This is a genomic window from Alteromonas sp. 07-89-2 (genome assembly GCF_013113925.1).
GTDB classification, from domain to species: Bacteria; Pseudomonadota; Gammaproteobacteria; order Enterobacterales; family Alteromonadaceae; genus Alteromonas; species Alteromonas macleodii.
Genome location: NZ_VTYM01000009.1, coordinates 81,754 through 103,674 on the forward strand (window position 1 = coordinate 81,754; position 21,921 = coordinate 103,674).

General features: G+C 44.3%; 19 protein-coding genes and 1 pseudogene. 13 read left to right on the top strand and 7 right to left on the bottom strand.

The window, feature by feature from the left end; genetic code table 11:
* Window positions 1-283 precede the first annotated feature (283 nt).
* Window positions 284-1,123 (top strand): mechanosensitive ion channel family protein, encoded by an 840-nt coding sequence (locus F0261_RS08095; protein WP_014949914.1) that lies wholly within the window; start codon window positions 284-286, stop codon window positions 1,121-1,123.
* A gap of 187 nt (window positions 1,124-1,310) precedes the next feature.
* On the opposite strand, the gene F0261_RS08100 is transcribed toward F0261_RS08095, so the two are convergent.
* Window positions 1,311-2,168 carry a class I SAM-dependent methyltransferase gene (locus F0261_RS08100; protein WP_171337639.1) on the bottom strand — a complete coding sequence of 286 codons (858 nt, stop codon included), beginning with the start codon at window positions 2,166-2,168 and terminating at the stop codon, window positions 1,311-1,313.
* Between the two features lie 84 nt (window positions 2,169-2,252).
* On the opposite strand from F0261_RS08100, the gene gloB reads away from it, so the two are divergent.
* The 3 genes from gloB to F0261_RS08115 all read left to right on the top strand — a co-directional run bounded on the left by gloB (window position 2,253) and on the right by F0261_RS08115 (window position 5,885).
* A complete protein-coding gene (gene gloB / locus F0261_RS08105) occupies window positions 2,253-3,044 on the top strand; it encodes a hydroxyacylglutathione hydrolase (protein WP_014979648.1) in 792 nt (263 codons plus the stop codon).
* Between the two features lie 64 nt (window positions 3,045-3,108).
* Window positions 3,109-4,773, top strand: a complete 1,665-nt coding sequence (locus F0261_RS08110; protein WP_171337640.1) for a LysM peptidoglycan-binding domain-containing protein — start codon at window positions 3,109-3,111, stop codon at window positions 4,771-4,773.
* Between the two features lie 80 nt (window positions 4,774-4,853).
* Complete coding sequence (locus F0261_RS08115) at window positions 4,854-5,885, top strand: hypothetical protein (protein ID WP_014976870.1); 1,032 nt, start codon at window positions 4,854-4,856, stop codon at window positions 5,883-5,885.
* Between the two features lie 72 nt (window positions 5,886-5,957).
* On the opposite strand, the gene cysS is transcribed toward F0261_RS08115, so the two are convergent.
* Complete coding sequence (gene cysS / locus F0261_RS08120) at window positions 5,958-7,340, bottom strand: cysteine--tRNA ligase (RefSeq protein WP_171337641.1); 1,383 nt, start codon at window positions 7,338-7,340, stop codon at window positions 5,958-5,960.
* A 185-nt stretch (window positions 7,341-7,525) separates the two neighbouring features.
* Here cysS and F0261_RS08125 point away from each other — a divergent pair, with 185 nt between their 5' ends.
* The 7 genes and pseudogenes from F0261_RS08125 (at window position 7,526) to gtfA (ending at window position 14,126) form a co-directional block, all read left to right on the top strand.
* Window positions 7,526-8,017, top strand: coding sequence for a peptidylprolyl isomerase (locus tag F0261_RS08125; protein ID WP_014949922.1), 492 nt, complete (start codon window positions 7,526-7,528; stop codon window positions 8,015-8,017).
* 141 nt (window positions 8,018-8,158) lie between these two features.
* Entirely contained in the window at window positions 8,159-8,884 is a 726-nt protein-coding gene (gene lpxH, locus F0261_RS08130; protein WP_014949923.1) for a UDP-2,3-diacylglucosamine diphosphatase, read from the top strand.
* 113 nt (window positions 8,885-8,997) lie between these two features.
* Window positions 8,998-9,612, top strand: a complete 615-nt coding sequence (locus F0261_RS08135) for an OB-fold-containig protein (protein ID WP_014979652.1) — start codon at window positions 8,998-9,000, stop codon at window positions 9,610-9,612.
* 18 nt (window positions 9,613-9,630) lie between these two features.
* Complete coding sequence (locus tag F0261_RS08140; RefSeq protein WP_039236487.1) at window positions 9,631-11,400, top strand: flotillin family protein; 1,770 nt, start codon at window positions 9,631-9,633, stop codon at window positions 11,398-11,400.
* Window positions 11,401-11,507: 107 nt separating this feature from the next.
* Window positions 11,508-11,847: pseudogene (locus F0261_RS08145) on the top strand (SDR family NAD(P)-dependent oxidoreductase); the annotation flags it as partial.
* Between the two features lie 230 nt (window positions 11,848-12,077).
* Window positions 12,078-12,257 carry an oxidoreductase-like domain-containing protein gene (locus F0261_RS08150; protein ID WP_014979655.1) on the top strand — a complete coding sequence of 60 codons (180 nt, stop codon included), beginning with the start codon at window positions 12,078-12,080 and terminating at the stop codon, window positions 12,255-12,257.
* A 372-nt stretch (window positions 12,258-12,629) separates the two neighbouring features.
* The gene (gene gtfA / locus F0261_RS08155) at window positions 12,630-14,126 is read left to right on the top strand and encodes a sucrose phosphorylase (RefSeq protein WP_171337642.1); all 1,497 of its coding nucleotides are present in this window, start codon (window positions 12,630-12,632) and stop codon (window positions 14,124-14,126) included.
* A gap of 211 nt (window positions 14,127-14,337) precedes the next feature.
* On the opposite strand, the gene F0261_RS08160 is transcribed toward gtfA, so the two are convergent.
* Window positions 14,338-14,778 (bottom strand): helix-turn-helix domain-containing protein, encoded by a 441-nt coding sequence (locus F0261_RS08160; RefSeq protein ID WP_014979657.1) that lies wholly within the window; start codon window positions 14,776-14,778, stop codon window positions 14,338-14,340.
* A 228-nt stretch (window positions 14,779-15,006) separates the two neighbouring features.
* On the opposite strand from F0261_RS08160, the gene F0261_RS08165 reads away from it, so the two are divergent.
* Window positions 15,007-16,002 carry a YhdH/YhfP family quinone oxidoreductase gene (locus F0261_RS08165; RefSeq protein ID WP_171337643.1) on the top strand — a complete coding sequence of 332 codons (996 nt, stop codon included), beginning with the start codon at window positions 15,007-15,009 and terminating at the stop codon, window positions 16,000-16,002.
* 137 nt (window positions 16,003-16,139) lie between these two features.
* Here the strand turns inward: F0261_RS08165 and F0261_RS08170 are convergent, their stop codons facing one another.
* A complete protein-coding gene (locus F0261_RS08170) occupies window positions 16,140-17,153 on the bottom strand; it encodes a zinc-binding alcohol dehydrogenase family protein (protein ID WP_171337733.1) in 1,014 nt (337 codons plus the stop codon).
* Window positions 17,154-17,252: 99 nt separating this feature from the next.
* Between F0261_RS08170 and F0261_RS08175 the strand changes: the two genes are divergently transcribed.
* A complete protein-coding gene (locus tag F0261_RS08175) occupies window positions 17,253-18,182 on the top strand; it encodes a LysR family transcriptional regulator (protein ID WP_171337735.1) in 930 nt (309 codons plus the stop codon).
* Between the two features lie 16 nt (window positions 18,183-18,198).
* Here F0261_RS08175 and F0261_RS08180 read toward each other — a convergent pair whose 3' ends face one another.
* The 3 genes from F0261_RS08180 to F0261_RS08190 form a co-directional block, all read right to left on the bottom strand.
* Window positions 18,199-18,678, bottom strand: a complete 480-nt coding sequence (locus F0261_RS08180) for an invasion associated locus B family protein (RefSeq protein ID WP_014979661.1) — start codon at window positions 18,676-18,678, stop codon at window positions 18,199-18,201.
* 53 nt (window positions 18,679-18,731) lie between these two features.
* Window positions 18,732-19,988, bottom strand: a complete 1,257-nt coding sequence (locus tag F0261_RS08185; protein WP_014979662.1) for a nidogen-like domain-containing protein — start codon at window positions 19,986-19,988, stop codon at window positions 18,732-18,734.
* Window positions 19,989-20,167: 179 nt separating this feature from the next.
* Complete coding sequence (locus F0261_RS08190; RefSeq protein ID WP_014979663.1) at window positions 20,168-21,784, bottom strand: S10 family peptidase; 1,617 nt, start codon at window positions 21,782-21,784, stop codon at window positions 20,168-20,170.
* Between the last annotated feature and the right edge of the window lie 137 nt (window positions 21,785-21,921).

Sequence of the window (21,921 nt, forward strand, 5' to 3'; positions counted from 1 at the left end):
CCGGCACAAGCACACAGCCGTATTAGCTCAGTAATCTCCCCCATCGGCTAGCTCCACCATTACTCACATGTTCTGCAACTTAATCTGCTATTACCCTCTTGCCCTCTTGCCCTCTTGCCCTCTTGCCCTCTTGCCCTCTTGCCCTCTTGCCCTCTTGCCCTCTTGCAAAAGAGGCTACCAACTTCAAATCAACAAAAAAACTAGTTCACTCGCGTTAATTTACGGCGATCTATCATTCTTTTTTTAACGTAATCAACGTGGTTAATTAATAAAAGAGGTATTTATGGAAGATTTCTTCGGGACTAATATCGATTTATCGGAATTAACCGAAAAAGCTATATCACTGGTGATGACTTACACCCCCAAATTGTTATTGGCTATTCTTACTTTGGTGGTGGGTCTCTGGTTAGTGAATCGTTTTGTAAACCTATTAGATCATCGGCTAGGTAAAAAGGATCCCACGTTAAATAAGTTTCTGTGCGGACTTATTAGTGCGGTGCTAAAAGTAATGCTGTTGATTTCAGTTGCCTCAATGATAGGTATTGAAACCACCTCATTTATTGCCGTCGTGGGTGCTGCAGGTTTGGCTATTGGTCTGGCACTACAAGGCAGCCTGGCGAACTTTGCTGGCGGTGTGCTAATACTGATTTTTAAACCCTTTAAAGTGGGTGACACCATTGAAGCAGAGGGTCATTTAGGCTCAGTGTCAGAGATACAAATTCTTTATACTGTACTTAACACTTTTGACAATAAGCGCATTGTTATTCCCAATGGCAGCCTGTCTAATGCCACGTTAATTAACGTTAGCGTATATGATAAACGCCGTTGCGACATGACATTTGGTATAGGTTACGATGACGATATCGATAAAGCGAAGAAGGTGTTGCAGCGTCTGTTTGAAGAAGATGAGCGCTCGTTGACCGACCCAGCACCAAGAATTTGTGTAGGCGGATTAGGCGATAACTCAGTCGATTTAATGTTTAGACCGTGGGTCGCCACAGATGACTTGTGGCCTTACTACTGGGATATGCAGGAAAAAGTTAAAAAAGCCTTTGATGAAGAAGGTATTAGCATCCCATATCCACAGCGAGATGTGCACCTCTATAAAACGAGTGACGATTAGTCTTTCATTTTGGAGATAGCAGTCTATGCTATCTCCTATTCCCCTTTCAGACTTACTTTATAACGCGACAGCCTTGCGTTGTGATTACAGTACCTTAATGAATTTTGAAGATGGTTAGCGTTTGTCGCTGCTTCCTAGTTAAGAGCGTGGCGTGCTCTCTATGAACATGGCACATACATTAACAGTACTAACGCAGCGTACGATTCACCGTAGAAGTCCTTACGCTTGCCCCTACCGCGGAGAAACGCGGCTTTAAGTTGCGTTTGGGTTTTATTGCGGTCATGGGTATAACCCGCTTTTTCGCGAGTATTACGTACACCGCACTGCACCATGGCAAGTAAGATGCTAAATAGTCTTGAAGCTTAACCGCCCCTTTCCATTTTTGTTGAAAAAAGAGCGTTGAAAACATCACTTGACGTTGTTCAACAATTTCAAATCCCAGCAGCTGAAGCCAATCTTTAATGCGATAGGACGTAAAAAAGCGGGCATCGTGTAGAATATTACCGCGCTTAACAGGTAGAAATTTGGCAATGCCGGCGAGGCTTAAGGGGTTAAAGCCACTTATGATCACATAGCCGTTTTGTGTAATAACGCGGTCTACTTCTCTTAATATTTCGTGAGGGTCTTGTGCAAAATCTAATTCATTAGCAAGTAGAAAGCCATCAATGCTGTTTTCGGCGAAGGGTAAGCAGTGCGACTGCCCAACTACCGTGTTTTCTCTACTTATTTTCGGTTCGCGTTTATCACCGCCTAACGATATACCCGATGCATTTTGATTGGGAAAGCCCTCTTTCGCTTCATTGTGGTGTGGCTGCTCGCTAGCTAGGTCATTAAACGGAACGTGATTGATGTGGTGTCGAATTGGACTAGTGTCGAGATTTATATCGGCACTTAGCGAGCCTAGTTTGGCAAAGTGATACCCAAAAATTCGCTCAGCATAATCGCTACAAACTGCATTGACCGCATGTCGAATGTGCTCTCCGGCGGGGAAATCATTCCAATTTGTAGGGTAGCGTGGCGGTTTGGCTTTAAATGCCGATCTCATTAACACTGCGCGCTCTTAGGTTGCTCTGCTCTTCACAAGTCCCTATAGTAACGCATAATTCTACCTACACAAGCAGGTACTCTTATGACGGCAGAAACACTTCCTTCAGGCGTAGCCATTCATCCTATTCCCGCTTTTACCGACAATTACATTTGGTGTATTTATAACGAGAGTAGCGCTATTGTTGTCGACCCAGGTGATGCTGAGCCAGTGCTGGCCTTTATTAAAGCCAAAGGCTTAACGCTGAGTGCAGTTCTCATCACTCATCATCACAGAGACCACACAGGTGGTATTGCTAAATTAGTAACTGCAGTACCAGATTTGCCAGTTATTGGCCCAAGAGGCAATCACATAAGAGGAATAACTAAATCTGTTTCTCAAGGCGATACTGTCTCGCTACCTGTTTTTAAAATGGCACTGCAAGTGATGGAAGTGCCAGGTCATACCCTTGATCACATTGCTTTCTTCGGGCATGGCGCATTGTTTTGCGGCGACACGTTATTTTCAGCAGGTTGCGGACGATTGTTTGAAGGTTCGCCAGAGCAAATGCATCATTCACTGAATAAGTTAAAGCGACTGCCCGACACCACGAAAGTGTTCTGTACACATGAGTACACTCAGGCTAATGTCCAGTTTGCTTTAGCGGTAGAGCCAGACAATAAGGCGCTGTGTGACTACGCACAGTGGGTGGCAGAAAAACGCGCTCAAGGTCAGCCTACACTACCAAGTAATCTCAAAGAGCAAAAAAACATTAACCCATTTTTACGGGCTCATGAACTTTCTGTGAAAACTGCTGCCGAAGCCTATTGCGAAAATAACCTGGCTGACGATGTAGCGGTATTTGCTGCAGTTCGCCGCTGGAAAGATGAGTTTTGATGCAAAAGTAAGCCGATTATCGTAACATGGTCGGTTTGCAGTGCTCCACGAGGTTTCTTCATATATGCAGTTGAAGTTTTTCCCACTGTCGCCACTGATATTGGCGCTAGGTTTAACGGGTTGTCAGTTAACCGATAATAATAACGACAATGCACAATTAGAAAGTAACGAAACCGCTTCGCTAGAAGCGTGCAGTGAAATTCATAACAACGAAGAAGCCATTTCTGATTGTGAGATTGCAAAAGACGGCGTTATTGATGTTGTTCACCCAAATGATGATACGCTAGAAGAAGGCGCTGAGCTTACCGATACACCGGATATGCATACGCAGGCGGTCGTTACAGACGTATGGGAACGTGCAAGTGCGAGTTTCGCCTTACCTATCCCTGACGACAAACGCATTAGCGCACAGCGTAAATGGTACCTGAAGCACCCAGAGTATATGGCTCGCGTTGTAAAACGTGCCAAGCCTTTTCTTTATTACATTACCGAAGAAATTGAAAAGCGCGACATGCCGATGGAGCTTGTGCTTTTACCAATAGTAGAAAGTGCTTTCGATCCCTTTGCTTATTCCCATGGCCGAGCGGCTGGTATGTGGCAGTTTATTCCTGGCACGGGCAAGCGCTTTGGTATGCAACAGAATTGGTGGTATGACGGACGTCGAGACGTTGTTGCGTCTACTCAAGGTGCACTTGACTATCTAACCTATCTAAACGAAATGTTTGATGGTAATTGGCTGCACGCACTTGCCGCCTATAATAGTGGCGAAGGCCGCGTTCAAAGGGCTATTAAAGCTAACAAACGCGCGGGTAAACCTACCGACTTTTGGAACTTAAATTTACCCAAAGAGACACGTGCTTACGTGCCTAAATTGCTTGCGCTAGCTGATATTCTAAAAAATAAAGATGAATATGCGTATGTGTGGCCTGAAGTTGAGAATGTAGCGGTTATCGAAGTTGTTGATATCGGCTCACAGGTCGATTTAGCGTTTGCCGCCGAACTTGCTGGTATGTCTTTAAAAGAACTACACGGGTTAAACCCAGGGTTCAACCGTTGGGCAACGTCGCCAGAAGGGCCCCATAGGTTGATACTTCCTATAGACAAAGCGGCCGCTTTTTCCCAAGCATTGGCCAAAATTGATCAAAAAGAGCGATTGAACTGGGTACGCCACTCGGTGAAGCCCGGCGACAGCTTAGGTAAAATCGCTAAGCAGTATCACACCACCGTGAAAGTTCTTAAAAAAGTGAATGAGCTAGACTCGTCCATGATCCGCGTGGGTCAAGCGATAATGGTGCCAGTAGCACTTCAAGAACTGGACAGCTACACATTATCTCAGGAACAGCGTCTAGCCAGCTTGCAGAACGGCAACACGTCTAAGCAAAAAGTACGTCATACCGTACAATCTGGTGATACGCTTTGGGATATTGCCCGTAAGTACAATATAGGCACTAAACAGTTAGCTAAATGGAACGGTATGGCCCCTGGCGATATGCTTCACCCTGGCAAAACCTTAGTTATCTGGCAGGAAGGTAAATCGCAAGACGGTGTTACCAAAAAAGTGACCTACACAGTAAGAAATGGCGATTCGTTGTCTCGTATCGCCAGCAAATTCAATGTTAGAGTAAGCGACATAGGCAAGTGGAATTCACTTAATACTAAGCGCTATCTACAACCTGGTCAGAAGCTAAAACTTTATGTAGACGTAACAAGGTTGAACGCATCAAGCTAACCTTTAATACTTAAAGTTCAATACTGTTCATGCCTAACTGCATTTACGTTACGCTTTAAGTCAGAATACAGGATAAGGAAATGCTAAGAATTAACCGAGAAAATTTGCGAAACAGTCATGAAACGCCTTGGTTAATCTTAGATTTAGTCATGTTAGGTATACTTTTTGTGAACCTAACATGGCTCATTTTCGACGCCTTATACGCCACCGACTTTGTCTATGGTCTATTGGGCACGTATTTTCCCGCTTTTCTTAGTGCTTACGATCCCGTTCACAACAACTTTCTGTTGGTCGACCTGGTATTTATCGCCATTTTCTTCAGCGAATTTTGCTTCCGGTGGGTTGTAGCTATTGTGCGTAAAGAACACTTACGCTGGTACTTTTTTCCGTTTCTGCATTGGTACGACATCATAGGCCTAATCCCTACTGGACCTACCCGCCTATTTCGTTTCTTGCGCATATTTTCTATTTTGCACCGCCTGCACAAATTCGAAATCATCGACTTAAATCAAACCGCGGTCTTTCGCTTTTTTGCGTTTTACTACGATGTATTTGTTGAAGAGTTAAGCGATCGGATTGTTGTAAAAGTGCTCAGCGATGCGCAAAAAGACATCTCAGCAGGTTCGCCTTTATTAGACGATATCAACGCACAGGTACTGGCCCCCCGCCGTCCTGTCATTACCCAATGGATGGCTGGCGTTATAAACCATTTAGGCCAGTCAATTCAAAGCGAAGAGCACGGTGAGGTGATACGGGAGCACGTGCGCAAGAGCGTGGGTAAAGCGGTGAGAAGTAATGCACAAGTTTCTTCCCTGCATTACCTACCTGTTATCGGCAAAACCATTGAAAATACGTTGGAAGAGTCAGTCACCGATATCGTGACCACATCGCTAGTTAATCTGTTAAGCGACTTAGACGCAGAGCGCATCGACCATTTCATTTCAGTCGGCATGCACGACTATACCCCTACCGCCGATGCACTTGATAAAGAAGTACTTAACGTTGTAAACGAATGCTTAGAACTGGTGAAAGCGCACGTTGCACAGCAGCGTTGGAAGTCACATCTCACCGAAAAAGAATCGGCAATCCCCACTGGCAAGCCCGAAATTTAAATGATGACCTTACCAAACAAGAAAGCTCGCATATGCGAGCTTTCTTGTTACCAGTTAATTACAGGCTGCTAATTACGCTTTACGCCATGTAGTACCGCTTGGGCCGTCTTCCAACACTACGCCTTTTGCGTTTAACGCATCGCGTGCGGCATCTGCCGCTGCCCAATCTTTGGAGGCACGGGCATCGTTACGCTGTTTAATTAACGCTTCAATTTCAGCCGCTTCGTCGTCATTGCCTTCACCGCCTTTCAAGAAGGTGTCTGGATCACTTTGAAGCATACCCAAAATTGCGCCTAGGCCTTTAAGAACAGCAGCCAGTTTACCTGCTTCTTCTACATTATCTTTTTGGCGGTTAAGCTCACGTGCCACATCGAACAACACCGAAAAGGCTTCAGGTACGTTTAAATCGTCGTTCATTGCCGCTTCAAAGCGCGTTAGGTAGCCACCGTGGTTAAGTTCAGTGCTTTCGTCTACTGTTACACCACGCAGCGCAGTGTACAAACGCTCTAGGGCGGCCTTCGCTTGAGTAATATTGTCTTGAGAGTAACTTAACTGGCTACGGTAATGCGCCGACATCAAGAAGAAACGCAATGTTTCTGAGTCGTGCTCTTTAAGGACATCGCGCAAGGTAAAAAAGTTACCCAATGACTTAGACATTTTTTCGTCATTAACCTGTACCATACCCGCGTGCATCCACACGTTTACGTAAGGTGTGTCATACGCACAGCACGACTGAGCCACTTCGTTTTCGTGATGTGGAAACGTTAAATCCGAGCCACCGCCGTGAATATCAAAGTGCGCACCAAGATGCTTATGATTCATTGCAGAACATTCAATGTGCCATCCCGGACGTCCCTCGCCCCATGGCGATTGCCATGCTGGCTCACCAGGCTTGGTGGTTTTCCACAGTACGAAGTCTAGCGGGTCGTCTTTTCCTGCCGCCACTTCAACACGAGCACCCGCTTTAAGCTGATCTAAGTCTTGTTTGCTTAACTTGCCATAATCTTCGTACTTGCTTACGTCGAATAGTACATCGCCGCTTTTAGCTTGATAGGCGTAACCTTTGTCCATTAGCCGCTGGATAATTTCAATGATCTCATCCATATGTCCACTTACTGTCGGCTCGACGTCTGGCTCTAGTAAGTTAATCTCAGCAAAGTCTTCGTGCATCATGGCAATAGTGCGTGCAGTTAGCGCCTCAAAGCTTTCGCCATTTTCATTGGCGCGAGCAATAATCTTATCGTCGATATCGGTGATATTGCGCACGTACTTCACATCTAAACCAAGGTGGCGCATGTAGCGTACTAAGACATCGAAACTCAGGTAAGTACGGGCATGACCCATATGACTTAGGTCATAAACGGTAATACCACACACATACAAACCCACTTTCCCTTCTTGAAGCGGTACAAACTTCGCTTTTTCACGGGTTCGGGTGTTGTAAAGATGTAGCATGTCTATATTTCCTATTTGTCATAATTTTTCGGCCGCAAAGTTTAGCACTGTCACGATTTAAATGGTACAGGCCTTTTGCAACGATATTGCTGGGTTTTGCGATAACCGTCTCTTTGCGCTAACGACTCGTTTTGCGCTAAAATGCCGCCACTTTATATGTATGCTAACACACAGGACAAACCACTATGGTTACGTTAAAAACAAATTTCGGTGACATCACCCTAGAACTTTTTGAAGATAAAGCGCCTAAAACGGTAGCTAACTTCATTTCTTATGTTGAAGACGGTTTTTTTGATAACACTATTTTTCACCGTGTAATCAACAACTTTATGATCCAAGGTGGTGGTTTTACGCCAGATATGGATCAGAAAGACACAAAAGACCCTATTGAAAACGAAGCGGACAACGGCGTAGCAAACGAAGTGGGTACAATCGCGATGGCGCGTACCCAAGATCCACACTCTGCGACGGCTCAGTTTTTTATTAATGTAAATAACAACGACTTCCTTAACCACTCTAGCAAGTCTGTCAATGGTTGGGGCTACTGTGCATTCGGTAAAGTAACTGAAGGTATGGATGTTGTTGAAAAAATTAAGGCTGTTAAAACCGGTAACAGCGGCTATCACCAGGATGTTCCTGTTGAGCCTGTTATCATTGAAAAAGCGACTATTTCTTAAATAGCCGCTGACATCTATGCTTGAATAGCTGTCTCAATAACGCCTTGGCCAATATGTTTTTTTAAGACATAGTCAAGGCCTTGAGTTAAGAACAAGCCGCATTGCTTTAACGCGGCTTTTTAAACCACAATAAGAAGATTTATGTCGTTCACCTACTTCATTGCCGACTTGCATCTAAGTGCCGACCGCCCTGATATTACAGAATGCTTAATGCGCTTTTTAAAAGAAGACGCGATTAATGCTGATGCACTTTACGTTCTTGGTGACTTGTTTGAAGTTTGGATTGGCGACGACAACGTTACTCCATTTAACACTGCCATTGCATCGGCTTTCAAGGCAGTGAGTCAGCATTGCCCTATTTACTTTATTCACGGTAATCGCGATTTCGCCATACGTGAAAAGTGGCTATCAAAAGCCGGCATGACGTTATTAAACGAACAAGAAGTTGTAGACTTATACGGCACACCTACCCTGCTTACTCATGGTGACGAACTATGCACTCGCGATGTTGCTTATCAAAAGTTTCGCAAGAAATCCCGCGGTTGGTGGTGGCCACGTTTAATGCTTGCGCTTCCTTTATGGTATCGACAGCGTGTTGCCGATAATGGTCGCAAGGAAAGTAAGGCTAAGCAGCAAAATCTTAAGCCAGATATTATGGATGTCACGCCTGAAGAAGTGGTGAAAGTCATGGAAAAATGGGGCGTGCAGCGTATGATTCATGGCCACACACACAGACCCAACATTCATAGCCTTACAGCAAACGGCAAGCCTGCAACTCGTATTGTACTTGGCGATTGGTATGATCAAGGCAGTGTATTGAAGGTTACTGAAAATGATGTGATGCTGCAGAAACATAACTTCAGTTAGTCCCCATCATTATTTGTTACAAACTAGCCGAAAGTACATGTGTCAGACGCTGGCTTAATTTTTGTTCTGTGGTATAAAGAATAAAAGTAAGTTAGTCATCATGGATGGTGTAAATGACAGATGTTCTTCTTTCCCCTACAAACTTCTGGTTTAGCATTTCGCTTATAGCCGTTTTCTTTATTTTCATACTAGAACTTGTTAGCACTATTTTTGGTATAAGCCTGTTGGGGTTAGGCGATGATTTTGCAGAGTTTGATGGCGATGGGTTTCTCAATACCTCGTTTGCCAACTGGCTTAATATCAATAAAGTTCCCTTTCTTATTTACCTGGTAGTACTTCTTACTCTATTCGGTTTAGTTGGCTTGATGGTCAACGGCTTAACAGCGAGTGCGCTTGGCTACACCTTGCCAGCTTTCCTGTCCGTTCCTCTTGCATTTGTTATTGGCGCATTCGTAACAGCTAAAACCGTAAAGGTAATTTCAGGCTTGTTGCCTAGTGTAGAGTCTAGCGCGGTTAACAGCGAGGACTTCATTGGGTCTGTGGCCGAAATCACGATTGGAAAAGCAAGCCGAGGCAACCCAGCTGAAGCAAAGTTTACCGACCATTATTCACAGCCTCATTTTGTGTTAGTAGAACCTTTCGAAGATGAAGAGTTGTTCGCACAGGGAGAGCGCGTCATTTTAGTTCAGAAAAAACAACACAGCTGGTTAGCAACCCGCTACCTATAACCTAAAAGAGATAAAAGTATGGATACAATTCAACCATCTAGCTTGCCGTCAATACTCTTTATTGCCGGTGCTATTGTTGTAGGGCTTATCGTTATTGGCCTTATCTTTGCCAAACTTTACACCCGCGCGACGAAAGAAACAGCGTTCGTAAGAACCGGTTTAGGCGGTGAAAAAGTCATTAAGGACGGTGGCGCTATCGTGCTTCCTGTCGTTCACGAAATAATTCCTGTAAATATGAACACCCTTCGTATAGAAGTGGAAAAAATTCAAAAAGACGCGCTTATTACTAAAGATCGCATGCGTGTTGATGTTAAGGCAGACTTCTATTTACGCGTGGCCCCCAATGCCAATGGCATATCAATGGCTGCGCAAACGCTAGGAACGCGCACCACTCGCGCTGAAGAAGTTAAAAAGCTAATGGAGTCTAAGTTTGTTGACGTACTACGTGCCGTAGCTGCTGAAATGAGCATGACCGAAATGCATGAGCAGCGTGCTGACTTTGTACAAAAAGTTCAGCAAAGCGTGGCTAACGATCTTGAAAAGAACGGACTTGAGTTAGAATCGGTGAGCTTGACTGGTTTTGACCAAACCGACCTACAGTTTTTCAATGAAAACAACGCTTTCGATGCCGAGGGGCGTGCACGCTTAACGAAGATCATTGAAGAAAAGCGCAAAGAAACCAACGATATTCAACAGGAAAACCGCATTTTCATTGAACAGCGTAATTTGGCTGCTGAGAAACAATCACTAGAAGTGAAACGAGATGAAGAAGAAGCTCGCTTAGCCCAAGAGCAAATTCTTGCCTTTAAACGTCAGGAACAAAAAGCAGAAATTGCTAAGCAGCGCGAAATGAAAGAACGGGAAGAGCGCGAAGCAGAGATTGCTAAAAACCGTGCTATCGAGGCTGCGGAAATTGAAAAATCACGGGAAATTGAAACCCAAGAAATTGCTAAGCGTCAGGCATTAGAGCAAGCGCGCATTCGTCAGCAGCAAGAAGTTGAGGTTTCTGAGCAAATTAAACAAATTGCCGTTGCGACAAAATCTGAGGAAGAGTCGGCCGCACGTGCTAAAGCTGCTGAAGCGGAAAAGGCTAAAGTAGAAAAAGTGGAAGCAGTAACCACAGCCAAAATGGTGGCAGAAGCTGAGCGTAAGAAACAAATTGAAGTTATAGACGCGCGTAAAGAGGCAGAGCGTGAGGCTGTGGGCATTACCGTAGAAGCACAAGCTAAGAAAGAAGCAGCTGAAAACTCTGCTGCCGCTATTCTTACGGAAGCTAAGGCCGCTGCCGATGCAAAAATGCTTCAGGCTGAAGCTGATGAGAAAGTGCTTGCTGTTGAAGCACAAGGTAAACAAGCGCTTTATGAGGCTGAAAATACGCTTAAGACCGAGCAAATTGAGCTGCAAAAAGCCCTTGCCATGCTCAAAATATTGCCTGAGCTTGTGGCACACGCCGTTAAGCCACTTGAAAACATAGAAGGTATTAAAATTCTTCAAGGCTACGGCCAAGGGAGTGGCGTGAAAGGCGATCACACCGTTGCTACTGCTGGTAGTGGTTTAGCTGAACAAGTAACGCAAGCCGCACTAAGCTATCGTGCTAACGCCCCACTGGTAGACTCTATGTTGCGTGAAGTGGGCTTGGTCGATGCGGAAAAAGGCACATTAGATGATTTGGTAACAGGCAACAGCGACATACTGACCAAGGCCAATGCCGTAAAACCTAAACCTATTGTGGCAGCACCAGAAAACCTAAATGGTAATAAAGCGTCGGAAGAGCTTCCAGCTGATTAATGCTCGTTGAGCTAGTATTTAGCTAGCTAACACGACACAACATCCAAAGCCCTGTAATTCAACAGGGCTTTTTGTTTTCACGTAATTTATCAACTAACCATTCTGAAAATACTTTTAACCGAAGTGGCAAGATTTTGCTCCCCGGTATACAGCGCCTACGGAATGGCTAAAGGAGCCATAGAGGTAATGAGTCGTTACCTGGCTGCAGAGTTAGGAGCCCGTAAAATTAGAGTAAACACCCTGGCTCCAGGTGCCATTGAGACTGACTTTAGCGGTGGCTATGTTCGCGATAATACCGAAGTCAATAATGCTATAGCCTCTCAGACCGCTTTGGGCCGCGTTGGCCAACCCGAAGATATAGGTGGTGTTATGGCAGCGCTATTAAGTGACGATAGTTATTGGATTAACGGCCAAAGGATTGAGGCATCTGGTGGTATGAAGTTGTAACACCATAAGCATGATAGCGTTGATGTCATCTTTTACGTATTAACGAAAATAGCTTAAACGCCTTTGTAACCTTTCAAGCTGCAAAGGCGTATCATAAGGAGTAACATACACAAGCAAAGTTGTATTCTCTGCGCTTAAACATTAGGTTTGGACGTGAGGATATTGTTAAGTCTTGAAAATATTATCTGAGATTTAGATATTTTTAAGGAAGAAAGTCGAGGATAAGTGCTATGAAGTCGCTACCCGAAGAACCAGAGAAACCATTAAGAGACGATTGTTGCGGCGGAGGTTCGTGTTGCCCATGTATTTGGGACGTATACTACGAGAAGCTCGCTCAGTGGAAAGAAGCAAAACGAGAATTTGACGAGTTAGCGAATAATGAGTTATCAGACACAAGGTCTCCAGACTAGCGGTCCGAACTCGTATTTAGAATACCGTGTTCGCTATTTCCTACTATTGAACAGCCCTTGAACGAGCTACCCTGCCTTAGAACTTGCCTAATTGAAACCGCCGCATGAGCGTTTGACAGTTCCATTTTTTAAACTTCTCATTTACAAATTTCTATTCTACTGCTATTTTATCTTAATCGATTAAGATTTCGATTTTCTGTGAGTATCAACCAAATTTGGTCAATCAATAACAGAAGATTAAGAATTAAGCTAAACCCGTTACATGGTTAATTTTGAATCTGCCAGACTGGTAGTGCTTAATTCGTAGTAATGTGTGCTCGCGATACACAAGAGAAGTACGAGCAAGCGCATGCTGAATTTTGGAGAGTTATCATGTCTATACGCAATGGCGTTCAACTAATCACCTATGCAGACCGACTAGGCGATGGCAACATCGAGAGTCTAACAAGCATACTTCAGGGCCCGTTAGGTGGCCTGTTTACGGGTGTTCACATCCTTCCTTTTTACTACCCTTACGATGGTGAAGACGCGGGTTTCGATCCTATCGATCATACCTTGGTCGATGAGCGCTTGGGCGATTGGGAGAACGTAAAAAAGCTTGGCGAATCGGTAGATATCATGGCCGACCTCATTGTCAACCATATGTCGGGGCAAAGTGAAGCGTTCAAAGACGTGCTGAAAAACGGGCGCGAATCGAGTTATTGGCCGCTGTTCTTAACCAAGGAAGATATTTTTAAGGGCAACGATCAAGCACAAATTGACGAACAAATAGCACAAGTGTTCCGCCCTCGACCCACACCATTTTTCAGCGATTACGAGGTGGGCACAGAGACTGGTAACCCTGAAACCGTGCCGTTCTGGACAACTTTTACCTCTAATCAAATTGATATTGATGTGGAGTCACAGTTAGGCAAAGACTACCTATCTTCTATTCTTCAGTCGTTTACTGAAAGTAATGTTGATCTTATTCGCCTAGATGCGGCGGGCTATGCAATTAAACGCGCAGGTTCGAACTGCTTTATGCTTGAAGAAACCTTCGAATTTATCGAAGAATTATCAAACCGCGCACGTGGTATGGGCATGCAGTGTTTAGTCGAAATACACAGTCACTATCAAACTCAAATTGATATTGCTGCGCGTTGCGACAGTGTTTACGACTTCGCTTTACCTCCGCTTGTACTACACACCTTGTTCTCTAAAAATGCAGAAGCATTGGCATACTGGCTGTCAATTTCGCCACGTAACTGCTTTACCGTGCTTGATACTCACGATGGCATCGGCATTGTTGACGTGGGCGCGAGTGGTGACAAACCAGGTCTGCTTACCGCAGATGCGATTAATTCGCTCGTTGACCAAATACATGAAAATTCCAATGGCGAGTCTAAAAAAGCCACCGGCGCTGCGGCAAATAATGTAGACCTTTACCAGGTAAACTGCACATATTACGATGCGTTAGGTAAAGATGACTTCGCCTATTTGGTTGCACGCGCCATTCAATTTTTTAGCCCGGGTATCCCTCAAGTTTATTACGGTGGCTTGCTTGCTGCGCACAATGATATGGCGTTACTTGCTAAAACCAATGTTGGCCGCGACATTAACCGCCCTTACCTGTCATCTTCGATGGTTAAAGATGCCGTTGAAAAGCCGGTTGTCAAAGGCTTAATGAAGCTTATTACACTGAGAAACGAAAGCGATGCTTTTAACGGTGTATTTGACGTGAGTTACATCAACAACGTATTCGTGCTTTCGTGGAAAAACGGCAACCATGCGGCGTCACTAAACGTGAACTTCAGCACAATGGATGCAACTATTCATACGGTGGATAATTGTGAAGAAAGCGTGTTGTCAATCAACTCACTACTTGCTTAAAACGCAATCTTTAGCGATAGTTTAGCTACTTAGCGCTCAGCTATTCAGGAATTACACGTGCCGTCAATGCGCTTAAACGCATTAGCGGCACGTAAACTTTGGATTAGCCATTACGATTTAAGTATTACAAGCCCCACCAGAAGAACTGGTATTGTTGTGAATTAACTCAGTACTCGTTTACCTAAACGACGTATTATTTTGTGTTGGTGTTTTATCTGTAGTCGTCGTTATACGCCCTACCCCAGTCACATAGCTGACGTAAAGTTGGCTCTAGTGTACGGCCTAAATCGGTAAGAGAATACTCTACACGAGGGGGCACTTCAGCATACACTTTCCTGTTTACCAACCCATCACGCTCTAACTCTCTGAGTTGCTGTGTAAGCATTTTTTGGGTAACGCCTTGCAATCGTCTACGCAACTGACTGAAACGTAGGGTTTTATGGCAAAGATGCCACAAAATAACCCCTTTCCATTTACCGCCTATTATCTCAAGGGATACTGCTACGCCACAAATGTATTGATTTGAATCGTTCGTATTTTCTGCAGCATTGGGCTCATTATCTTGTTTCTGGCTCTTTAGGACGACATTATTATCAATGTCTGATGTCACATCACTTTCCTCTGCCACTACACTGTTCAAAGTTGCGGTCATACTACTCCCTCTTAGAGTAACTACATTCATATTTACTACGTTACAGGCACTGTTATTGATGTCAGCATTGATGTCGGTGCGCTTTGTTAAAGCGACCAGTCGAATAAAGGGCTTACATCACGCCAATAGTATCTATTAGGGTACTACCCTACTAAAAAGTGCATACTTGCGCAAAGTTTATATATTGTCACAATGGGTAGCGTAATCATTCGACTAACGGAGACAGGTATGACATCGTTTAAAGCTTTGCTTGTAGAAAAGCAGGAAGATAAATCCTTCACGCGTAAAGTAACTCAGCGTTCACTTGATGACTTGCCTGAAGGCACGCTGCTCATTAAGGTGCATTATTCATCGCTTAACTACAAAGATGCACTGTCAGCCACCGGCAATCCAGGTGTGAGCAGAAACTTTCCTCATACCCCAGGAATTGATGCCGCGGGTACGGTGGTATCGTGTGGTGAAAATCGCTTTAAAGAAGGAGACGAAGTTATTGTCACCGGATTTGACCTCGGCATGAACACTGCTGGAGGCTTTGGCGAATACATCAGAATTCCAAGTGAATGGGCGGTAGCTAAGCCAAATGGACTTACGTTGAGAGAGTCAATGATCATTGGTACCGCAGGTTTTACTGCAGGACTATCGGTACAAGGCTTGGTTGAACACGGGGTGACTCCTGACAAAGGCGATATTCTAGTCACTGGCGCTACAGGAGGTGTGGGCTCTGTCGCTGTTGCCCTGTTGGCCAAAGCTGGCTTTTCGGTTGTGGCATGCACTGGGAAAAAAGAGCATGAGTCATTTTTAAAGACACTTGGCGCAAGCAAAGTGATAACTCGCGACGAACTATTAGAAAACAAAGAACGCCCCATGCTTAAGGAGCAATTCGCTGGCGCCGTTGATACAGTGGGCGGAGAGTATCTAGCACAGGCAATCAAAGCTACGCAATATGGCGGCGCAGTGACGTGCTGCGGTCTTACGGCTGCTGCAGATCTTAACGTGAGTGTATTTCCATTTATCTTGCGAGGCATTTCATTGCTTGGAATCGACTCTGTGCAGTGCCCAATGCCTCCAAGATTGCGGTTGTGGGACAAGCTTGCTAGTGAATGGAAGCTAAACTGCCTTGATGACCTTACCGAGGAAGTGACCCTTGATGCGGTAAATGAAAAAATAGACGCAATCTTAAAAGGCCAGGTTTCTGGCCGTACTTTAGTTAATGTTCAAGGCTAAGTACATAAAAAGAAGGCACCTTAATATGGTGCCTTCGGTTTATCTGACTCGCCCCTACGAGTGACTAGTTTCCGTCGTTACTCATTTTTTTAGACAAGTGAATGGTATTACGGAATATAACCTTAAGCACGCTTTCTTTAGAAGCCCTCCAGCACTAACTTACCTATAGCACGCCCTTCTTCTAAAATTTTGTGAGCCTCGATTAAGTTAGCCGCATTTATTTTACCTAAATGCTTGCCTACAGTAGTCTTAATTTTACCGTCGTCGATAAGCGATGCTACATGAGTAAGTAAGCGGCTTTGCTCTGCCATATCGTCGGTTTCAAACATTGAGCGCGTAAACATGAACTCCCAATGAAGTGACAAGCTCTTCTGCTTAAGCTTGGCTACGTCAAGACTTTCTGGGTCGTCAATTAGCGCTAGTTTGCCCTTCGGCTTCATAACTTCAACAAAGCTTTCAATGTACTGGTGCGTATTATTTAAACTTGCGACATGAGTCACTTCACCAATGTTTAAGGCCTTGATTTGCTCAGCCATAGGCTTGCTATGATCCACTACGTAGTCGGCACCTAACTCCTGAACCCAGCTTTTTGAGCTTTCGCGCGAGGCAGTGGCGATCACGGTAGCCCCCGTTAGTACTTTAAGCAATTGCAGCATAATAGAACCCACGCCACCAGCTGCGCCTACCACAAGCACAACCTCATCGCTCTTTTCACTTTGTTGCCTTAGAGCAAGATGATCAAACAGCAATTCGTACGCTGTGATTGTGGTTAGAGGAAGTGCCGCAGCATCGCTGTCTGACAGAAACTTAGGCGCTTTACCGACAATACGTTCATCAACTAATTGAAACTCTGCGTTTGAGCCGGCTCTGGTAAGGTCGCCAGCGTAGTAAACTCTGTCACCAACTGCGAACTCGGTAACATCAGCGCCTATATCAACGATTTCACCTACTGCATCCCACCCCAGAATTTTGGGATCACCTCCATTAGGATTAACGCGATGACGAATTTTATAATCGACCGGGTTAACTGCTATCGCACTTATTTTTACAAGTAAATCTCGACCCGACGCGCTGGGCTTTTCGATGTCAATATCCACCAGTGCATTAGGCTCATTAATACCAAGTGAGTGGGTATAACCAATAGCTTTCATCATTTGTCTCTCCTTTGAGTAATATCATCATCATACTCTTGATTAAATTTGGATAAACAGCACAATAAAAGAAACATTATCAAATAGTTTTTGAAAGCCATGTTACTCGACGACTTGAATGTAGTAATAAAAGTTGCTGAATTTAGAAACATTACTGCAGCAGCGACACATTTGAATATGCGTACAGCAACCGCAAGTGCTGCGGTCAAACGCGTAGAACAGGCCCTTGGTGCCGAATTATTTGTTCGTACTACACGCTCACTACGTCTGTCGTCTGCGGGTGAAAGGTTTTTGCCAACGTGCCAAGAAGCCATGACAATGCTGGCTAATGCCAAGCAGAACTTAAAGGGTGATACAGGCGTGATTGAGGGCGAGCTTAGGTTAGGTTTATCGTCTGATTTAGGCCGAAATGTGATTGCGCCTTGGCTAGATGACTTTATGGATTTGCATGACAAAATAACCGTAAAGCTCAACCTGAGTGACAGCAACATTGACTTTTATCGCGATCCCGTCGATTTAGCGCTAAGGTACGGTACTCCAACCGATGCGAATGTATACGGTTTCAAAATTTGTGATGTACCAAGTTTACTTGTTGCCTCCCCTTCTTATATCAGCTCTCATGGTGCCCCTGAAAAATTTGAAGACTTGCAAACACACAACGGGCTTTTTTACCAACTACACGACAAGGTATATAACGAATGGGAGTTTTTTCATAAAGGGACACCGCTGAAGATAAAAATGCGAGGCAACAGAACCGCAAACGACGGAGAAATAGTAAAGCGTTGGGCCGTCGCGGGTAAAGGTATTGCTGTTAAATCTGGCTTAGATGCGTGCGACGACATTTTAAAGGGTAGACTTGTAACCTTGTTGCCCGAATATCAACCTAAACCGAAACAGCTTTGGCTGATTTGCCCTAGCCGCCAATCTATTACTCCAGCAGTAAGACTATTCAGAGATATGCTGAAAGAGCGCTGCGCTGAATGTTTAGCGCAGCTAGCCGCATTCAGCGTGTCAAAATATCAAAAATAGACGAGTATCTGTGCATTTACTTTTGAATACTTTGATTTAGCTGTACGTAAGCTTCCTCAAAACCTGTCAATGATATGGGTAAGGTAACTTGCTGGTTTTCAGATTTTTGAAACGCTATTAGCATAGTCTGTCCACTGTGCATTTGTTTCAAAAGTTCATTGTCGATTTTCACTATACTTTGGCAAGACTTCTCGTCACAGCCTGAGAATGGCACTTGTATGGATGCAAAATCGTCTATTTTTACTCCTACACCATTTTTAGTGAGTGTATTTTTTGGAAGCTTTATTTTCAATACTGGAAAATCTTGCGAATAGGAGTAGTCAACGTTGACGCCCAATAGCACTTTTTTTGCTTCTTTGTCTTTGGCAACGAGCTGGCTAAGCGTACACACAGATGAATCATTACATAGCAAACTCCAACTACCAAAGTCACTTGTGGTCACAGCCCATGAAAAAAACGATGCAAGTACTAAACTAACTGCTACTAAATATTTCACTTTCACCTCTTAGCAAAACGGGGAGCGCACGCTCCCCCTCTTTTATGACAACTCTATTGCTTCCGCTTTCTTATAACAAGCGTAGCAAACATTGCACTTAGCATTAGAAAAAGAGTATTTGGTGTTGGCACAGATACAGGATCAGCTACAAACACAGTAACGGCATTCTGGTTCATATTAACAACGCCAGAACCATCGAAAGTGAGGCCGGTTACAAATGCGTCCGGCGTAGGCTCAAGCATATTCGAAACATCTATTCCCATAATTCTAAAGCGGTCAACTGGGGTATTGAAGTCGTACTCCTCACCACCAGTGATATCTGTGCCTGTATCGAACCAATCCATCAGAACATTGTCCCAAAGAAATAGGTCAAACATGTTGTCGTCGTAACCTTCAGGCAAAAGTACTGACGCGATATTTGGACCACTATTTACAATATAGTCATAGCCTACTGCTACATCTGGGTCGATGAACACAAGTTCATCTGGATCATCGATAGAGAATTCAAATTCATAGTCTGTCGGTGTTTCTGGATTAACAATTGGCAATATAGGGTTTTCTGGAGTATCACCCGGTAGTACGCCATCGCGAATAGCAAACTTCCAAATACCAGGCGTGCCCGTGTTGCTGTTACTTTCGTCTATATCAGCGATAGCGGCGGTTTGAGACCCCGGCACAGTGAAAAAGTTTTCCCCATCACCTGCGTCATAACCCGCCTGAGCCGGTATTCCATCTGACGCGCTACCTGAAGTCCAGCCGATATCTTCATATCTAAACTCAACGTCAAAATTACCTGCACCTGTGTCTTCCCGATCAATTAACACTAATTGGAACGTGTTTGTAGGGTTACTGTTTTGGTTGTAGTAACCAACATCGTTCCATGTCACTACCAGCGTGTTTTCATTCGGTGAACCGATAAACACGTCGCCACACTCTGCACAGCGCGTATCTACATCGCCCCAAAATGGCGCGATCATTGGCTGATTGCTTATAGGGAATGGCGTTGGCGTATAGGAACTCACGGTGCCGTTGAAGGTAATATTACCGTTATTGTTAATGAAGAATCTATCGTATGAAGTACCAAAGAAATTTACGCCACTATCGAAGGCAAGCGATTCAAATGCGTCAAATACGATAGCGCCCGATGAACTGTCGTCGTTACCATTCATCGCTAAGTTACCAAATCCACTTTCAGTAGAGCCTTCCCAGCCGGAAAGGAGCACTGAAGCATTGGCTGTGGTGCTTGAGATTGAGAATGCTAGCGCTGCGCTCGCCAACAGGGATAATGAAAAACGCGAAGACTTTTTCATGTATACGTCCTTGTAGTTTATGTTAATAAGAATTTCATTATTTAGCAGACTCGATTTAGCAAAGTGTAAGCCAAATATAAAATAGCTTTTAAATACATAAGCTTAAAAAAATAAATAATGAATTAGTTTAATATAATGTAAAAAAACCTGACATCCTTGTCTTTAGATTTTCAGACGTACTATCGCTTGTATTCAGCAGCTATACCTTTGCCTGGTGTGCTCATTTTAATAAACTCGCGTAGGTCTTGGTTGGACTGTTTTAAGTCGTCGCGACGCAGATACATCATGTGGCCGCTGCGATATCCTTTAAAGCTCAAACGGTCTTTTAAATTGCCACTTTGATCGAGCTGCCACATCGTGTACTTGGCATCAAAGTAGTTCGTTGCGCCGTCGTAATAGCCAGCTTGAATCATCACATTCAGATACGGGTTTTGCGCCATGGCCAATCGCAAGTTCTCACCCGTTTGATTATTGCTTCTATCCCACGGGTGCACGTTTCCAAACATGTTGTACTTAATATCAGTTTTGTAGTTTAACTCTTCACGCAAATAGTAATTGATAGCGGGCGTGAACGAATGAAGCCATGATGTTAGCTCAGCCCAATAGTCAGGGCGGTCGCCGCTTTGCTTAGCATCTATACCCAAATAGCGGCTGTCTAAACGACCTAGCGTCTTCCCTTCGTCGCGCAGTAAGTCTTTCCAGAAAAATGCAGTGCTCACGTCTAAGTTGTTTTGCGCAATAGACGCTTCACTTAACCCAGAATAGCGCGCCATTTGCTTTAACACATCTCGCTTTTCCGTTTCACCAATGAAGCCACCTTTGGCCAGAGCAGGAATAAGCGTATTGATGGTGAAGTCTTCAACTTCAGGCAATAGTTCAGTAAGATCTTTGTTTTGCAACGCGGGTTCAAGCTTATTGTGATACCACGCCGCGGCAGCAAAATAAGGCAGTCGATTAGCGGCTTTTACCGGCCCGTTGCGCTCTATACCAATATCGGTTGGCGATACAAGCACTACGCCGTTTAAGTACATCCATTGGCGATTTTGAAGCTCTAATGCTAATCCTGACACACGCGTCGTGCCGTAACTTTCACCGATAAGATATTTAGGTGAACGCCAGCGATTATTACGCGTTACAAAAGTATTCACCCAATCTGCCAAATAGCTAATATCGGCGTTTACACCAAAGAACATTTTCTGCTGTTCATCTTGCGATGGCATGCTGCCGTCAGCTTTAGGCAGCACACGGCTGTACCCTGTATTCACTGGGTTAACAAACACAATGTCTGCCACATCCAAAATGGAGTAAGGATTGGTTTGAACACCATAGGGCTGAACTGGATAGCCCTCATCATCAATATTAAGAATACGGGGGCCTGTGTAGGCTACATGCATCCACACTGACGCAGAGCCTGGACCACCGTTAAAAGAAATAATAAGCGGGCGCTCAGTATTCTCTTTTACGTCAGTGCGCTGATAGTAAGTGTAAAACAAAGTGGCAACCGCTTCGTCTTTACTGTTCCAAACCGGTTGAGTACCCGTGGTGGCACTGTACTTTACGCGTTTTCCTAGGATTTTAGTTTCGTGCTCTGTCACTACACTGCTATCAATTTTTATTGAACGAACATGAGCAGATGCGCTTTCTTCTTGCGCTGAAGCACTGGTAGTTAAGCTTACAAAAGCAATTAAGGCTGCCGTTAACCATGCTAGGGTCGAGTGCGATTGCGCTTTGTGTTTATTTTTACCCAGACTTAATAATACGGGCGATGTATTTCTAACTAAGGATTGAATATTCATCATTATTATCTTTGAGTGTCGTTAATTTTAACTTTTTTGTGTTGTCTTTGTATTGCACGCTTTACTATATCGCTGTTCACACGACAGCTTAGCAATGAACGACAAAACGACCAATTTCTTCGATACATTTCTGTAAC

Excerpts from the sequence above, each read along its gene's own strand:
- F0261_RS08095 (WP_014949914.1), top strand. The coding sequence starts at position 284 with ATGGAAGATTTCTTCGGGACTAATATCGATTTATCGGAATTAACCGAA.
- F0261_RS08100 (WP_171337639.1), bottom strand. The coding sequence starts at position 2,168 with ATGAGATCGGCATTTAAAGCCAAACCGCCACGCTACCCTACAAATTGG.
- gloB (WP_014979648.1), top strand. The coding sequence starts at position 2,253 with ATGACGGCAGAAACACTTCCTTCAGGCGTAGCCATTCATCCTATTCCC.
- F0261_RS08110 (WP_171337640.1), top strand. The coding sequence starts at position 3,109 with ATGCAGTTGAAGTTTTTCCCACTGTCGCCACTGATATTGGCGCTAGGT.
- F0261_RS08115 (WP_014976870.1), top strand. The coding sequence starts at position 4,854 with ATGCTAAGAATTAACCGAGAAAATTTGCGAAACAGTCATGAAACGCCT.
- cysS (WP_171337641.1), bottom strand. The coding sequence starts at position 7,340 with ATGCTACATCTTTACAACACCCGAACCCGTGAAAAAGCGAAGTTTGTA.
- F0261_RS08125 (WP_014949922.1), top strand. The coding sequence starts at position 7,526 with ATGGTTACGTTAAAAACAAATTTCGGTGACATCACCCTAGAACTTTTT.
- lpxH (WP_014949923.1), top strand. The coding sequence starts at position 8,159 with ATGTCGTTCACCTACTTCATTGCCGACTTGCATCTAAGTGCCGACCGC.
- F0261_RS08135 (WP_014979652.1), top strand. The coding sequence starts at position 8,998 with ATGACAGATGTTCTTCTTTCCCCTACAAACTTCTGGTTTAGCATTTCG.
- F0261_RS08140 (WP_039236487.1), top strand. The coding sequence starts at position 9,631 with ATGGATACAATTCAACCATCTAGCTTGCCGTCAATACTCTTTATTGCC.
- F0261_RS08150 (WP_014979655.1), top strand. The coding sequence starts at position 12,078 with ATGAAGTCGCTACCCGAAGAACCAGAGAAACCATTAAGAGACGATTGT.
- gtfA (WP_171337642.1), top strand. The coding sequence starts at position 12,630 with ATGTCTATACGCAATGGCGTTCAACTAATCACCTATGCAGACCGACTA.
- F0261_RS08160 (WP_014979657.1), bottom strand. The coding sequence starts at position 14,778 with ATGACCGCAACTTTGAACAGTGTAGTGGCAGAGGAAAGTGATGTGACA.
- F0261_RS08165 (WP_171337643.1), top strand. The coding sequence starts at position 15,007 with ATGACATCGTTTAAAGCTTTGCTTGTAGAAAAGCAGGAAGATAAATCC.
- F0261_RS08170 (WP_171337733.1), bottom strand. The coding sequence starts at position 17,153 with ATGAAAGCTATTGGTTATACCCACTCACTTGGTATTAATGAGCCTAAT.
- F0261_RS08175 (WP_171337735.1), top strand. The coding sequence starts at position 17,253 with ATGTTACTCGACGACTTGAATGTAGTAATAAAAGTTGCTGAATTTAGA.
- F0261_RS08185 (WP_014979662.1), bottom strand. The coding sequence starts at position 19,988 with ATGAAAAAGTCTTCGCGTTTTTCATTATCCCTGTTGGCGAGCGCAGCG.
- F0261_RS08190 (WP_014979663.1), bottom strand. The coding sequence starts at position 21,784 with ATGAATATTCAATCCTTAGTTAGAAATACATCGCCCGTATTATTAAGT.